Source organism: Streptomyces abyssomicinicus, from assembly GCF_008974245.1.
Lineage (GTDB): Bacteria > Actinomycetota > Actinomycetes > Streptomycetales > Streptomycetaceae > Streptomyces > Streptomyces abyssomicinicus.
Genome location: NZ_BBZI01000006.1, coordinates 803,566 through 818,711 on the forward strand (window position 1 = coordinate 803,566; position 15,146 = coordinate 818,711).

Below are 15,146 nucleotides of genomic sequence, written 5' to 3' on the forward strand. Positions count from 1 at the left end.
CTGCCGCTCCGGGCGCACCCCTCTGCCCGCACGTCAGCGCCCTCCGCCCTCGCCCGGCCGCCTGCCCGGCCGCACACGTTCAGCCGTTGCCGCGCAGGCGGCTCTCCACCAGGTCCATCGCCGCGCACGCGTGTGCCCGTTCCGCCTCGGTGAGATCACCGGGCCGGTGTGCCATCGCGTTGTCGACGACCACGTCCGCCTTCCCGCCCTCCTCCACGACGCCCCCACGGATCGCCTCGATCACCGTGAGCAGCGCGCCGATCGACCGCGTCGCGCTGTCCCGCTGCTGGTGCTCGGCGAAGTCGGCAGCGAGCCGCCGCAGGCCCGACAGGTGATCGAGCGCGGGCAGTACCAGTTCGGCGGCCGGTTCGCTCTCGGCCAGGCACGCCGCGTGCCGCCCCGCGTCGTCGCCCCAGAACTGCCACTTCCATCCCGGCCACGACGGCAGGTCGGGGAACGTGTCCTCGGTGATCCCGCACATGCTCGACGAGGTCCACACACCCCCCGTGCGCCGGACGAGATCGAGATGCAGACCGTGCGTGGGACGGCCCTTCCACACCTCGACCGGGCGCAGGAGAGCGGGATCCCGGACCAGCAAGGAGCCTCCCCGGCACAGAACACGCTCGGGGGATTCCACGAGCCCGCCGATCCACACGGACGCCCCGTCGGCCATGCTCAGCACCGTGGACGGACCGTCCTGCCGGTCCCGGCCACCGGCCTCATGCACGGGGACCGGTTCCGGACGCGCGTCACCCGGATCCATACCGGCCCGCCCCGCCAGCGCCACCAGTCCCGCCAGTCGGAAGTACGCCCACTCGACGTGCCACCCGGCCCAGGTCTCGGCAAGGACGGCGAGCAGCGCGGCACGGTAGGAGGGGTCTCCACAGGGAGCGTCGAAGGACAGCACCCGCCGGTCGACGTCGATGAGTGCACACCCCTCCAGCCAGGCCGGATCGTGCCACCAGTCGTTCGACTGCTCCTGCCCCCGAACGAAACGCAGGGCCGGCCGCGGTCCGGGCAGAAGATCGAGGGCCAGGCCCTCGGCGCCCCAGTGTGCGTAGTACCGCTCCCACCGGCCTGCCTCGTGGACGAGAAAATGCGCACGCGATCCCATGCGCGCGAAGCTATCCACCCGCCCTCACCTCGTGCCCGGAGACAGGGTGGTCCCACCCGATCGAGTGCACCACGGCCGCCCCGACCCCGGCCTGCGACAGCCTCGAACGCCTCGCGGTGCTCCCTGCCCGCCGCAGTACCGGCCGGTTTCCCGAACTGGCTTACCAGGAACCGGTGTTGCGCCACCGACGTGATTGGTCAGACTGACAACCGTCAAGGATGGTTCCGACGGCACCTCACCGGGGGCAGGGATGGAGCGCGGCACGCGCATCGCGGGCAGGTACGACATGCGGGAGCGGCTGGGCCGGGGTGGCATGGGCGAGGTGTGGTCCGCCCGCGACCGCGACCTGCACCGCGACGTGGCCGTGAAGCTCCTGGTCCGCGACGACGACGCACCCGACCTGCTGCACCGGTTCGAGCGGGAGGCCGTCGCAGCCGCCCAGATCAACCACCCCAACGTGGTCTCGCTCTACGACCGGGGCATCCACGACGGACGCCCGTTCCTGGTGATGGAACACGTGGCCGGCACCACCCTCGCCCGGCACCTCCACGAGCACGCCCCGCTCCCGCCGGCACGGGCGCTGGAGATCGCCCAGGAGATCTGTGCGGCCCTGGTCGCCGCCCACCGGGCCGAGGTGGTCCACTACGACATCAAACCGTCCAACGTCATGCTGACCTCCGACGGCCGGGTGAAGGTCGTGGACTTCGGCATCGCCGGGTTCACCCACACCCACACCTTCACCGTCGTCCCCACCGCGGAGCTGCCCCCGGTCGGCACCGCACTGTACGGGGCGCCGGAACAGTTCCTGGACGAACGCGGTGACCACCGCTCCGACCTCTACGCACTGGGTGGCATCCTCTTCGCCCTGCTCACCGGCGAGCCGCCGTTCGGGGAAGGCAGCCCTCTCTCGGTCATCCGCCGCAAACTCGACGGGGAGCCCCGTCGGCTGCGCGACCTGCGCCCGGACGTCCCGGAGCCGGTCGCCGCGCTCATCGCCGACCTGCTGCGACGCGACCCGGAGCAACGGCCCCGGACAGCGGCGGCCGTCCATGAACGAGTAGAACGCCTCCGCTCCGGCGGAGGCCTCGCCGACGCCTCCCCGGAAGAAGCCGACACCGAACGCCTGGTCCCGCCCACGGCAACCCGGCCCCTCACCGACCGGCTCCCCCACCGGGACGAAACGGCCGACGCAGGCACCGGCACCGACGCAGGCACCGGCACCGGCACCGGCGCGAGCACCCGCACGAACCCGCACGACGCGTTCGAGGTCACCTGGACCGGCCGAGAACCCGTCTCCCAGTACGTGGCCTACCGCCGCCGACAGCCACGGCTGTGGCACTGGATGACCCTCGCGGCCCTCACCCTGGCGGCGCTCGGCCAGCTGATCCCGATGACCTTCATGTGGGTCGACCAGGGCCAACTCAACGCGGACGGCGAAGTGCTGGCATGGCTCGCCCTGCCGACCGTCCCGCTGGCCGTCCTGTACGGCCAATGGCTCATCAGGCGAAGCCGGGCCTGGCAGCGGCATTACCGCACGGCCCGGCACACCGGCCCCTGGTCGCTCCGGATCGACGAGGACGGCATCACCACCACCGACCCGCGCCGATCCACACCCACCACCGGGCCGACGGGACGCCGGACGTACGCCTGGGGCCACGTGCGAAGCTGCACGCTGGGGTACGTGACGGAGTTCCCCGGAGGCCCCCGGTACGGCGTGCTCCAGATCCGGTACGAGGCCGACGGCGCACCGGCCGGCACCTCGCCCCCCGCGGGGCCGGCCCGCCCCCGTCCACCCCGGCCGCGGACCGGGCACTGGCAGCCGCTGTGCGTCCTCGGCCCGCTGCCCGAACCGCAACACCATGCCCTGATCACCGCACTCACCCGGCACGCCGGCGGTCGGTGGGCCCCGGACCTCGGTGCGTAGCGGCCGTCAGGACCTGGCCCGCACCGGACCGGGCGGGCCCCGCGGCCTTCAGCCCCGAGAGCGAGCGCCCGCTACCGCTCCGGCCGGTCTCGCGCGAGGGCCGCCAGGAAGTGCTCGACCTCCTTCGGCGTCCTCAGCCGATGGAAGACGAGGTGACGGTTGCGCGGATCGCGCATGGCCGACTCGTAGCGTTCCTGCACGCCGGGGTACGAGGTCCACGCCCACCACAGGATCGAATCCTCGCCGCGCCAGAACAGCAGGCCGCGCCAGCTCTCACGATTGCCGCTCCACAGCTCCTGGCCGGTCGCCGCCCTCCGCGCGGTTCGGCTCACGGAGCGCCACATCACCCGCCAACGGGACGGGTTCACCCACACGACGGTGTCCGCCCGTTCCCACACCAGGGTGCCGATCTTGCTCTGGTAGTTGCCGTCCACGATCCAGGCGTCGGCCGCGGTCGCCCGCCGGACCCGTTCGCTCAGCTCTTCAGCCGAAGCGGCGGACCAGTCGGGCCCCCAGTGCAAGGCGTCCAGTTCGATGTGAGGTGCGCCGAGGATGCCGGAGACCCGCCGCGCCAGCGTCGACTTGCCCGATCCGGAACATCCCACCACCGAGACCCGCTGCACTGCCTCACGCCCCCTCCGGCCGGACCGTCGCTCCGACCTGTCATTGAAGCGCAACATCGCGCACAGGGCCCAGCCACCGCCCAGCCACCGCCCGGTCCCGCCCGGTCACCGCCCGGACGCGCGCTCGACGGACACCGAACCGGCGGCCGACCAGTACTCGGGGCGGACAGCGGGGCCCGCGGCACCGGCACGGCACCAGTCCCTCCGATCCCCGTCCCGTCGGCCGGCCGACCTTTCGACCTACGTCGAATCGATGGGATGCCGACGACTCCGGTGCCAGCCTGATCCCGGCAACCACAAGACCCGTCCGTCCGATCTCAGGGGACCTCATGATCTTCGTCAACCTCACCACGACCGACCTCGAGCGCAGCAAGGCCTTCTACACGGCACTCGGCTGCGACATCAACCCGATGTTCACCGACGAGAACGCCGCGTGCGTCGTCTGGGACGAGAACACGAGCTTCATGGTGCTCACCCACGGACACTTCTCGCAGTTCACCGACAAGCAGATCGCCGACCCGCACACGGTCGCCCAGGTGCTGGTGTCGTTCTCGCGCGACTCGCGGGAGCACGTCGACAAGACCGTCGACGCCGGCGTCGCCGCGGGTGGCCGCGAGCCGCGCCCCGCGCAGGACCACGGGTTCATGTACGGCCGCTCCCTCGAGGACCCGGACGGCAACATCCTCGAGTTCCTCCACATGGACCCCCAGGCCGCCGAGCAGGGGCCGGAGGCGTACGTCGCCGAGCACGGCGCGGGACCGGACCCCGTTCCCGGGCGGTGACCACCGCGGCGCCGGCCCCCAGATGCGCCCGTCCACCGCGTCAGACGCGGTGGACGAGCGCATCGCCGAGCGGCGTGCGCGCGTGCAGCACACGCCGCCCGGCGCGCCGGGACGCGATGAGCCCCGCGGCACGGAGCGCGTCGAGGTGGTGGGACGCGGTGGAGGCCGCGATCCCGACCTCTTCCGCGGTCTCCGTCGTCGACAGCGGCGCGCCGAGCGCGACGAGCACCGCGGCGCGGCTCTCCCCGAGCAGGCCCGTCAGCGCGTCCGTCGCATCGGCACGGTGCCACGCCTCGGACACACCGAGCGCGGGATAGAACAGCGTCGGCTGCGCGGGCGGCTCCGTGAGCACCGCGCAATGGCGGCCGAAGAACGACGGCACGAGCACGAGGCCCCGCCCCTGGCAGTCGACGATCTCCGCGTGTCGTTCCATCCGCACGCGCACGGTGTCGAAGCCGGTGTCGGCGCTCCACTCGACAGCTTCGCCGAGATCGGCCGCCATCCCGGCCAGACCGTCCGCGGTCATCCGCCGCACCCGGGAGCCGATGTCCGCGTGCAGAATGCGTTCGATCTGCGCCCAGTACGGCGCGAGTGCGGCCTCCCAGAGCGCCTCGACGTGGCGCACTATCGTGGCGCGGATGCTCGCGGGATCGTCCGCCATCCTCTCGAGCACGGCCCGCGCGACGCCTGCGCTGCGGACCGCGCGCTTGCGCAGGTCGACCGAGATCGGCTCGAGCGGCGCCTGTCGCAGCCGCTCGATCTCATCCGCGGGCGTGAGATCCCACGACGCGGCCGACGTGAACAGGTCGGGCGCGTACCCGGTTTCGCCCACGACGAGGCGCAGCAACTCGAGGGACTCCCGCGGGACATCGCCGCGAACGGCCCGCAGCCATCCCCACTGGAGCGGCTGCTCCTGCGGCCGACTGAGGGTCCGCACCGCGTGGACGATCTCGTGCCCCGGCGACACGCCGAATCGGACGGTGGAGATGTCCTCCGAAGCAAGGCGGAACTCGACATACTTCTGCGGCACGCCGAGCAGGCTACCGCCGGCACGGCCCGACCGGTCGGGCACAGCCCGGCTCCGCACAACGGTTCGCGGCTCGAATCACTGGACTCCCCCGGACACCACGGACGGACCTGGACGTGGCGGCGGTACACCGCGGTGCGGAACACGCCCAGGACCGGCCGACCTCCCACGCCCCGCCCGAAGAGCACCACCGCACACCGACCAGCGGCAGACCGTCACCGGGAACGCCGACGGGGCCGACACACCACCGGACCGACCCCGCCGAGCCGCACATGTGCCAGCTCGGCCGAAGCCGCACCACGACACCCGCCGAACGTTGAAGCGGAACGCCGCACAGAGGGCGGCCACCTGCGGAGACGGCCGGCAAGGGCGCATGAACCAGCAACCGACCAGCAGGCGTCCGACCCCACACGGCGCCACACCGGAGTATGGTGTTCGTATGGCTACCAAGAAGGTGACGATCACCCTCGATGAGTCCTTGGTCGCGGCCTTGGCAAGCGCCGCCGAGGAAGAAGGCATCCCGCTGTCCCGGCTCGTCGCCGGAGCAGCCGAGCGCGAGCTGCGGCTACGCGCCGGACGGGCCGTGGTGCAGGAGTGGCAGGCGCAGAACAGCGCCTTCACCCTCGAAGAGCTCGCCGCCGCCCGCGCCGAAATGGCCGACGCCGACGCCGAGTATCTCAGCACCTCGGGGGCCTCTGCCGCGTGAACATCCCCTACCTGTACGACGCCGGTGCGCTCATCGCCATCGACAACGGTGACCGGCGCATGTGGGCCCGCCATCACCTGGCCTTGGAGGACGGGCGCGACATCCATGTCCCCTCCGTCGTCGTGAGCCAGGCGTGGCGGGACTCCCGGCGCCAGGTCCGGCTCGGCCGATTCCTCGCCGGATGCAACGTCGTGTCCGTGGGACTGGAGACCGCCAAGGCGGCGGGCATTCTCTGCGGCAAGGCGGGCACTGCCGATGTCGTCGACGCCACCGTCGTCGTCATGGCGGCCACCCTCGGCGCCATTGTCTGGACTTCCGACCCGGACGACATCCGCACCCTCATCGACGCCCAGGGCATCAAGCCCGCTCCCGTCATCCGCACCGTCTGACCACCCGTGACACTCCGGCCGACACCCTGCCGGAGGGTCAGCGCCACGTCAACGAACGACCCGGGCACGCCCTGAACCGCCCCACGCCAACCAGCAAAGCACCAGCAACGCCGACGGGGTCGGCCCGAAGTCGGACCGACCCCGCTGACCTGCGAACTTGTTGGCTCGACCGAAGCCGAGCCATCGCCGCCGCTAAACGTTGAAACGGAACGGCGGGCGCCGGGCCGCCGCCTGCGGAGACTTCCCACGGGTCGACAGGGAACCAGCAGCCAACCAGCACGCGGGCCGGACCACGGGGGTTATTCGACATCCTGCACCTGGCCCTCGTCACAACGGCCAGGCCCTCAGAAGATCCTCAGGACCGTAGGCGGCATCGAGTCCCACGCAGTCGATTCCGCTCCGGGACACCGCCACGACCGGGATCGGTACATCGGTGAGCGCGGTCCGGTGACGGTGTAGCGCCGCAAGGTCGTGCTTGTCGAAAGGTGACTGCTCGAGCCACTTGACGGAACCGACGAACCGCAACTCCTTGGCGATGGGGGCCCGGTCCGCACCGACGATGTCGATCTCGACGTCGTTGGTCCGCGTCCAGTAACCCCCGATGGCGGGGGCCGCGGGCAGCCGGTCGTCGGGCAGGATCCTGGCGAGAGCCTCACGCACCAGCGGCTCGATGGCCCGTCCGCGCCAGCTCGTCCAGTTCTCACGGATCCGCGCCATGGTCAGATCACCCCGCCCCCGCTCGATCTCCTCCATGGACGGACCGAGCAGGTGCAGCCAGAAACGCAGGTAGGGATCGGTCACCCGGTAACGGCGGTCCTTGGACGGACGCGTGGACACCGGCAGTTCTCCAGCGACGATCCGCTTCTGGGCGAGCAGCTCCAACGACCGCTGCAGCGGGGTGGCGCCGATCCCGCCGGCCGCGCGGGCGATGTTGGTGAAGGTGCGCTCGCCGCTGCCGACGGCTGCCAGCACCGCACGGGCCTGCGCCTGGGGCGGGAACTCCGCGGCAAGCGAACGCTCGGCGGACACCAGCAGGGGCGAGACCGGATCGGACAGCGCCTCGCCGAGGAAGTCCCACAGCCCCGCGCCGTGCGGCCATTCCGCGCAGATCAGCGGCAGCCCGCCGGTGACCAGCGCCGCGTCGAAGGCCTCGGCGGGTCCCAGCCCCAGCATCCGCCCGACCTCGGCGGGGTTCAGCGGTCCCAGCACCATCTCCCGTCCACGCTGGTGGAAGGGGCGTCCGTAGCTGTTCAGCGCCTCCATCATGGACAGGTCCGAGCCGATCAGGATCAGAAGCACCGGCTTGGCCTCCAGCACACGGTCCCAGGCTCTTTGCAGCATCCCCTCGAACGCTCCGTCGGCATCCATCAAGTACGGCACCTCGTCGATGACCAGCACACTCGTCCGGTCGGCAGGAAGAGCTGCGGCCAGGACGTCGAACGCTGTGTCCCAGCTCTCCGGCCGCGCTGCGGCCACCAGGCCGGCGAGAGGCAGTGTCGACGCCTGCGCATCCCTGGCCAGTCGAGCCAGATCGCTCTCCGTCGAGGCGCCGGTGGCCGCGTAGAACAGGAACGGCGCACCGCTCCGCTCCACGAACCGCTCGACCAGTCGCGACTTGCCCACCCGACGTCGCCCACGCAGCATCACGCACCGCCCGGGACGCTCACCCCCGGCCGCGGCGGCCACCTTTCCCAACTCCCGGTCCAGCGTCGCCAGCTCCTGCAGGCGCCCCACGAAGTCCGCCATGGCATTGACCTCCGACGTTACTGACCTTGATGTTAGTAACGTTGATGTTAGCAATATGAAAGCGGAGTGGCGCGACATCCACTGCCGACACGTTGATCGGCACCACTGGCACTGCTGGCACCGACGATCGTCTTGGTGGGCCGGGCCCCGTCACCCCAACGACACTCGGTTGGGACGTAGGACCGGGCTCGGTCCGCGTGGGGTGCCCGGCACCGCGTCGCGCTGCATCAGCCGGAGCCACTCCACATCCCTTGGCGGCGCTTCGACGGTACGGCCCAGCACCGGCGCCCGGCCTCCCTCGTCGGACGCACGACCTCGACACAGCCTGCACCACCTGGCACCAGGTCCTCGACGACTACCGATGATCGAGCCCGACCGCGCCAACGAACGCGTCAGCGCAGGGCCATGATCGGCCGCATTCGGGCCCCATCGCAGGAAACACCACCACGCACGCTCCACGAGCGCACCCACGCCAGAACGCCGACGAACACCTGCATCTTCGCGAGCGCGCGAAGACGTACGAGCGCCACGGACCCTGATCGGGCGATGTCAGGTGATTACCTGACAGGCGAGGGATGAGTCCGGTAGATCTGTGTTTGTGACTGACTCCACTCCCGAGGACGGCGAACCCACCACCTTCCGCGAGAAGGCGAAGGACTGGGTCGACAAGCACCCCAGGACAATCCACTTCGCCAAAGCCGCAGTGGCGACTGTAGGCATGGCTGTCGTGGTCGGAGTCCTTGCCCCGCGCGGCACGGCAGAAAACGAAGCCGAGTTCTCCGGACACGCCGAGGGCACCACAGGCCCGAAGAGTGTCGACTCGGCGGCCGACTCCGCGGAGGGGACCGAGCAGCGGAAATCGCCCGACAGGCACAATGTCGTCCCGCACAGGAGGCGCCTCAAGGACGGCCGCGAGATCGTCGTGTCGGGTTACGAGCGGGGTGGTTCATCGGAGGACGAGGATGAAGTCCCTGGTAAAGCTGCGGCCTGACGCACCGCATTGCGCGTCGTGGCGGCGGAGGCCCTGCAGTACGCTCGCGCCGACGTTGACCCGCGGATATGCGTGGCTTGACTGGGTGCGAGGGAAGACCTCGCCGACCCTGCAACCGTGGCAGACCCCGAGCTGCTAAGACGCGGCGGCCAACGACGTGCCCCTTCAAGGGTCATACCCCACCCCTGCTCTCGCCGCCCGTACTCCCCGCCACCCGCCTCCGTACGCACGTTCCACGCATGATCAAACTGACGTGGGCCCTGGTGACCGAGCAAATTCGCTGTCCGACCGCCCCCCACGCCAACCAGCGGAAAGCCAGCACCGGGAACGCCGACGGGGCCGGACCGAAACCGGACCGACCCCTCCGACCTGCGTGTCTGCCAACGCGGCCGAGGCAGAGCCACGGCACCCGCTACACGTTGAAGCGGAACTCCATCACAAGGCTTTGACCTGCGGAAATGAGAGCGCATCCCAGCACCATCCCAGCACGGGATGCGCGACAAAGCACAAGAAGACCGAAGATCGCCAACGCTAACCGGAAGCGCCCGCACACGCCTGAAGTCTGCGGAACTTCTACGAGCGCCCGCATCAGGCTCGTGCCACCGCACCGAAACTCGCAGAGCAGCACAGCGCTCGCGCTCACTCGCGGTCTCCATGGACGCCAGCGACCAGTTCCGACGCCTGGCCACCGCTCAGAATGCACGTCCAGATCTCGGGACCGGCGCGAGCATCCACAAGTCCCGTATACCCTCGGTTTGGCGGGGCATAGTCAGAAGCTTCCGCGCTGTCGCAGGTCAGCCTGCACAGCTCAGCGGGTGGAGCAGGCGCCTTCTAACAGGTCATCTCATTTGGCGAGTCTGCGGTAGCAGATGAGGGTGCAGGCGAGGCTGGTGAAGGCGAGAAAGTGCTCGGCCTTGCGTTCGTAGCGGCGGTGGAGTCGGCGGCAGCCGGCGAGCCAGGCCATGGTGCGTTCAATGGTCCAGCGGTGTCGGCCGAGTCGCTGTGAGGTCTCGACGCCCTTGCGGGCGATGCGGTGCTGGATGCCACGCTGTGACAGCCATTGCCGCAGGTGGCGGTAGTCATAACCCTTGTCGGCGTGGAGCTTGCCGGGCCTTCGCCGGCGGGGTCCTCGGCGGGACCGGATCGGCGGTATGCCCTTGACGAGCGGGATCAGGGCCTGGCTGTCGTGGACGTTGGCGCCCGAGATGCCGACGGACAGGGGCAGACCGGTGCGCTCGGTGATCAGATGGATCTTCGAGCCGTACTTGCCCCGGTCGACAGGATTCGGACCTGTCAGGTCCCCCTTTTTAGGGCCCGCATGTTGACCGAGTCGATCGCGCACCGCGACCAGTCCAGCTCGCCGCGGGCACCGAGCTCATCGAGGACCAGGCGGTGCAGCTTGGCCCACACCCGGGCCTTCGTCCACTCGGTGAACCGGCGGTGCGCCGTCGCCCCGGACGGCCCGAACGAAGCCGCCGGCAGCTGCTGCCACGTGCAGCCCGAGGTCGCCACGAACACGATCGCGACCAAGACCTCACGGTCGCCGTGACGACGCCGGCCGCCGCCCTGCGGTCGCGACGGCGCCTCCGGCACCACCCGCTGGAACAACTCCCACAGCTCATCCGGCACCAGCCGCTCAACAATCCCCACCACGGCAGCAGCCTACCCCGCCAAATGAGATGACTTGTAAGAGGTCGTTTTCGCCTGGCCTGCCCGCGTATCCAGCGGTTTTCAGTCCGCCGGGTTGTGGTGCTCGCGGTGCTGGAAATGCGGGTTGTGTCTTGCTGGTCAGGTGGGGTGGCGGATGAGGCGGGCAGTGTCTTGCGCCTGTCTCATCCCAGGATGCCCGGCTTTGGCGGCCGCGTGCTTCCGTTGTCGTCGCTGTGCGCCTGGGCGCACTCGGTCCGCGGCGGTACGTGTGAAAAATGCCGACGCGACGCCCGTATCCGAGTGACCTGTCCGATGCCCGCTGGGAGTTGATCGAGCCAGTGCTTTCGGCCTGGCGCTTCGAGCGCCGCGGCAGGGCCCTGGACTTCGGCCGACCGCCGGAACATGACCTGCGCGACATCATGGATGCGATTTTGTACGTGGACCGCACCGGTGTTCAGTGGCGCTACCTCCCGCACGACTTCCCGCACTGGAACACGGTCTACGGCTACTTTGCCAAGTGGCAGCGGGACGGCGTATTCGCCCAGCTCAACGGTCTGCTCAGGCAACTCCTGCGGGAGAAGGAAGGGCGAAGCAGCGAGCCATCGGCCTGCGTGCTCGACGCCCAGAGCATCAAGACGTCTACCAGCGTCCCCGCCTCGAGTCAGGGCACCGACGCCGGAAAGAAGATCGTGGGACGCAAGCGGAGCATCGTCACCGACACGCTCGGACTCCTGCTCGCGGTGCTGGTCACCGCGGCGAGTGTGCAGGATTCCGTGGCCGGCACCCGTCTCCTGGACCAGGTGGCCGCCGAGCACCCCGGCATCCGCAAGGTCTGGGTCGACGGCGGCTACCGCCAGCACCTCGTCGAACATGCTGCCACTCTCGGCGTCGACATGGAGATCAGCGCACGCGCACCCGGACCAAGGGCTTCACCCCGATCCCGAAGCGGTGGGTGGTCGAGCGCACCTACGGCTGGCTCATGCTTCACCGCCGCCTCGCCCGCGACTACGAAACCCTGCCTGTCCGCTCCGAAGCCATGGTCCACCTCGCCATGACAGACCTCATGGCCCGCCGCCTCACCGGCGAGAACACCATCTCCTGGCGCGACCCGACACCACAGACCAAGCAGCTGATACCGGGATGAAACATCGGGCGAAAACGACCTCTAAGCGCTTGGCCGCAGGTTCGAGTCCTGCCGGGGCGCCCCAAGCATGTCTGGTCAGGGCGCTCTCGGACCACTAGCGGAGAAACGGTGCGCGCGGTACTGCGCCGTTCGTTCAGCGCGTTGGATTCCGTGCTCCAGAGAGGGGCAACGTGGATCATCTCGGCATTCAGCTGGCCGAAGTTAGACGCGCCAGGCCCCCTTCTCCAGCTCGCGCACCACCAGCTCCTCCATCACGTGTCGCTCCCTGGCGGAGGCGTAGGCGAGGTCGTGCAGGGCAGCGGCACGCGTAGCGAAACCCTGCCTGACCACATCTGCCGGCCAGGGGATCTTGTAACGCGAGAAGTCCTTGCGCCTCATCGCACGAGCCTGCTCGCCTTGCGTTACGGACGTCAACTCCCGCCGCTGGTGACGCAATGTGTGCAGCAACCACATTCGGTCGGCCTCGGACTCCGTGTGAAGTGCAAGCGTCCGCCGCCCCGGAACTAGCGGAGTCGTGGTGAGCACGGTCCGCACCTCACCGGGACGGGGCGCGATCAACAGACTGCCAGCCGGACACACAGTCTCCCCTCGCGCCACGGTCCGTGACGTCACTGCCCCCAGGTGCACTTCCCTGCAGTTCAGTACTTGCCGGGGAGACACCCACGGCATGGTCGGCTGCTCACGGTCCGGCGGGAGCTGCGCCACACCCGCCGTGATCTGAGCCACCTCGCCCATCGCGCGCTCGGCAGTGGGACCTTGTCCGCATGCCCTCAGCGTCTCGATATAGTGCGCGTCCGCCAGTTCCGTCGCACGCGTCGCGATCCGGTTGTTCAACACATTCTTGCGCTCGGCAAGGGAGATCAGCGCAAGCAGCCTCTCCCGCACCCGATCCGGAGGCTTCGGCACCGGAAGTCGGTTGAGCGCTTGCAAAGGCAACGTCATATGCTCGGAGTTCGAAGAGGACACCGTGAGATAGCTGCGACTCTGCGATGTTTTCAGCCACCATCGAAGCCACAGGTCCCACTGCTGCACGTGGCCCTCCGGTGTCCAGTGGACAACCGCGAGCGACCTGGCGGCATTCCATCCCCCATGTTCTTCCGTCGCTACCGCCGTCTCCCCCACTCGCCCTACGAGCACGACAAGAAGGTCCCCTGCTCTCAGAGTGCTGCGGGTGTGGCGTTCGGCTACCTCCGGAGGCACGAACGTGAACTCCTGGACGTGCACCTCCCCTTCGATGATCTCCTTTGCACCGATCATCGGGATTCCATCGGGCGCCTTCTGCGGTTGCGTAATGCCGTAAGCGGCGTACTCGACCCCAGGAATATCCCGCAACTCAACGATAGGCCACGGGGCGGTTAGGTCATCCGACTCTGTAGTCATGTCTGCCCTCCAACGCATCGCGGACTCGGCGTCTGGCTGTGGCGCTACGGTCCAAGCACTCATACAGCTCGGCTTTCCGGCTGCGTTCTACGTCTCTTGAATTCTCCTGTACGGCCTCCCGGTGCCGCACGTAGCGTGCGGGAGTCAGATCGAATCCCGCCTCAGCGATTTCCTCGTACCTCGCCGCACGGCACCATGGGACGGATTCAGGGTCCCCCTCGCCCTCACGGCGTCGAAGTCCCTGCCATTCACCGAAGATCTGCAGCAGGCGTTCGGCCGAGTCCTTTGCGAAGTGGCGCCGCTGCCCCTCCTTCACCGCTGGCAGTTTCCCTGCATCCGCGAACAAGACCTGATCGGAGTGCGGCCGCTCCCCTTTGGCCAGCAGCCACAGCGCCGTGCTCGCGCTGGCGTGCGGAAAGAGCCACGTCGGCAAGGCCACGACGCCCACGACAAGACCGTTCTCCAGCAGCCCACGGCGGATCAGTCCGTCGGTGCTGTTGCTGCTGTGCGCCGCGCCGGAAGACAGCAGAACGACGGCCCGTCCTTGTGGCGTGAGATCGGCAAGGATGTGCTGGACCCAGGCGAAGTTCGCGTTACCCGGACGTGGCACCCCCAGGGTCCACCGCCAGTCGTCCTTCAGTTCACCGTGCCCCCAGTCCCGCTGGTTCACAGGAGGGTTGGCGACGATCACGTCGGCCGGTATCGGTGAAGTACCGGCCCTGAGGGTGTCAGCTCCTTCCTTGCCGAGGTCTGCAAGGAATCCGTGCAGGGCGAGGTTAACGGCTGCGGCATAACGTGCCGTCAGGTTGATATCTGCACCGGACAAGCGCACTTCACCCCCCTGTGCCCGAGCCCGGTGTGCGGCGGCGCGCAGCAGTCGCCCGCTACCGCACACCGGGTCCCGAACAATCTCGCCTCCTCGGGGAGCGGCCAGCCCCGCGAAGAGGTACGCCAGGTCGTTTGACGTGAAGTAGTCATCGCCACGCGCATAGCGTGTCGAGTACGTGTCGAGGAGCACGTCAAGGAGCCTCGGGTCCGGATCCAGCTGCCGCACCTCCGCGATCAGCTCACGGAGGGCCGGGTCGATGAGCTCGAAGGGACGGCTCACACCTTCGTCGCGATACGCAGGAAGACTGTGGGCGCGAGCAACGGGCGTACGCGGCCACACTGCGCCGAGCTTGGCCCCCGCTGACTCCGAACCCGGCCCCCACAACCGGTCCACCTCCGCCAGTGATCCATGGCGGGACCAGCAGTGAAGGTAGACCACTTGAAAGGCAAGCCGGTACGTCGTCGCAGCATCGGCCACGCTGCGTAGCTTCTCGACGGCCCGCAGCACTCGCCGGTACTTCAGCCGCCCCTCTTCGTTCGCCCATTCCTCCTGAGTCACGACGACCTCAGCCATGAGACGACCGCCAGCCCGATGAGAACAGCGGCTCCGCAGGCGGCACCGCCGTACTGGATGGCCGTGACGACCTCTCCCGCGCCCACGAAATCGAGGATGCCGGCCACGAGCCCCACCACCACGGACGCCAGGACGACCACCACCAACAGCAGCGCTCGCTGCGACATGCCACAACTCCCTCGGTTCCACCAGCAGTTAGCAGTTCTGCGGCTCGTTCCGCAGACTTGAAAGTAGTGGCCTGACGCACCTCATGTCTCGCAGCACGGGA

General features: G+C 69.0%; 13 protein-coding genes and 1 pseudogene. 6 read left to right on the plus strand and 8 right to left on the minus strand.

Annotation, left to right across the window (positions count from 1 at the left end; translation table 11 throughout):
• Positions 1 to 79: 79 nt before the first annotated feature.
• Positions 80 to 1,114: a hypothetical protein gene (locus tag GBN72_RS10975; RefSeq protein ID WP_151771515.1), complete on the minus strand. Its 1,035-nt coding sequence runs from the start codon at positions 1,112 to 1,114 to the stop codon at positions 80 to 82.
• A 250-nt stretch (positions 1,115 to 1,364) separates the two neighbouring features.
• Between GBN72_RS10975 and GBN72_RS10980 the strand changes: the two genes are divergently transcribed.
• Positions 1,365 to 3,038, plus strand: a complete 1,674-nt coding sequence (locus GBN72_RS10980; protein ID WP_151771516.1) for a serine/threonine-protein kinase — start codon at positions 1,365 to 1,367, stop codon at positions 3,036 to 3,038.
• A gap of 71 nt (positions 3,039 to 3,109) precedes the next feature.
• Here GBN72_RS10980 and GBN72_RS10985 read toward each other — a convergent pair whose 3' ends face one another.
• Positions 3,110 to 3,661: a P-loop NTPase family protein gene (locus tag GBN72_RS10985; protein ID WP_218042043.1), complete on the minus strand. Its 552-nt coding sequence runs from the start codon at positions 3,659 to 3,661 to the stop codon at positions 3,110 to 3,112.
• Between the two features lie 329 nt (positions 3,662 to 3,990).
• Between GBN72_RS10985 and GBN72_RS10990 the strand changes: the two genes are divergently transcribed.
• Entirely contained in the window at positions 3,991 to 4,443 is a 453-nt protein-coding gene (locus GBN72_RS10990) for a VOC family protein (protein ID WP_151771518.1), read from the plus strand.
• Positions 4,444 to 4,483: 40 nt separating this feature from the next.
• Here GBN72_RS10990 and GBN72_RS10995 read toward each other — a convergent pair whose 3' ends face one another.
• Positions 4,484 to 5,473 (minus strand): ArsR/SmtB family transcription factor, encoded by a 990-nt coding sequence (locus GBN72_RS10995; protein ID WP_151771519.1) that lies wholly within the window; start codon positions 5,471 to 5,473, stop codon positions 4,484 to 4,486.
• A gap of 436 nt (positions 5,474 to 5,909) precedes the next feature.
• On the opposite strand from GBN72_RS10995, the gene GBN72_RS11000 reads away from it, so the two are divergent.
• Positions 5,910 to 6,176, plus strand: coding sequence for a hypothetical protein (locus tag GBN72_RS11000; RefSeq protein ID WP_151771520.1), 267 nt, complete (start codon positions 5,910 to 5,912; stop codon positions 6,174 to 6,176).
• Entirely contained in the window at positions 6,173 to 6,565 is a 393-nt protein-coding gene (locus tag GBN72_RS11005) for a PIN domain-containing protein (RefSeq protein WP_151771521.1), read from the plus strand. Before GBN72_RS11000 ends, GBN72_RS11005 begins: the two co-directional genes overlap by 4 nt.
• A gap of 327 nt (positions 6,566 to 6,892) precedes the next feature.
• On the opposite strand, the gene GBN72_RS11010 is transcribed toward GBN72_RS11005, so the two are convergent.
• Positions 6,893 to 8,311, minus strand: coding sequence for an ATP-binding protein (locus GBN72_RS11010; protein ID WP_151771522.1), 1,419 nt, complete (start codon positions 8,309 to 8,311; stop codon positions 6,893 to 6,895).
• Positions 8,312 to 8,909: 598 nt separating this feature from the next.
• Between GBN72_RS11010 and GBN72_RS11015 the strand changes: the two genes are divergently transcribed.
• Positions 8,910 to 9,302 (plus strand): hypothetical protein, encoded by a 393-nt coding sequence (locus GBN72_RS11015; RefSeq protein WP_151771523.1) that lies wholly within the window; start codon positions 8,910 to 8,912, stop codon positions 9,300 to 9,302.
• Positions 9,303 to 10,146: 844 nt separating this feature from the next.
• On the opposite strand, the gene GBN72_RS11020 is transcribed toward GBN72_RS11015, so the two are convergent.
• Positions 10,147 to 10,946, minus strand: a protein-coding gene (locus GBN72_RS11020) for an IS5 family transposase (RefSeq protein WP_439959764.1) whose coding sequence is annotated in 2 segments (ribosomal slippage) — positions 10,147 to 10,598 and positions 10,598 to 10,946 — 801 coding nt in all. Because the reading frame shifts where the segments join, the coding sequence is not laid out codon by codon here.
• 281 nt (positions 10,947 to 11,227) lie between these two features.
• Here GBN72_RS11020 and GBN72_RS11025 point away from each other — a divergent pair.
• Positions 11,228 to 12,096 (plus strand): annotated as a pseudogene (locus tag GBN72_RS11025) (IS5 family transposase).
• A 201-nt stretch (positions 12,097 to 12,297) separates the two neighbouring features.
• Here GBN72_RS11025 and GBN72_RS35185 read toward each other — a convergent pair.
• Genes GBN72_RS35185 through GBN72_RS11040 form a run of 3 tightly spaced genes read right to left on the minus strand, consistent with a single transcriptional unit; the run spans position 12,298 to position 15,045 of the window.
• Positions 12,298 to 13,476 (minus strand): restriction endonuclease subunit S domain-containing protein, encoded by a 1,179-nt coding sequence (locus GBN72_RS35185; RefSeq protein ID WP_246212416.1) that lies wholly within the window; start codon positions 13,474 to 13,476, stop codon positions 12,298 to 12,300.
• Positions 13,457 to 14,878, minus strand: a complete 1,422-nt coding sequence (locus GBN72_RS11035) for an N-6 DNA methylase (RefSeq protein ID WP_246212417.1) — start codon at positions 14,876 to 14,878, stop codon at positions 13,457 to 13,459. The genes GBN72_RS35185 and GBN72_RS11035 overlap by 20 nt, the downstream gene beginning before the upstream one ends.
• Positions 14,860 to 15,045, minus strand: a complete 186-nt coding sequence (locus GBN72_RS11040) for a hypothetical protein (RefSeq protein ID WP_151771524.1) — start codon at positions 15,043 to 15,045, stop codon at positions 14,860 to 14,862. Before GBN72_RS11040 ends, GBN72_RS11035 begins: the two co-directional genes overlap by 19 nt.
• Between the last annotated feature and the right edge of the window lie 101 nt (positions 15,046 to 15,146).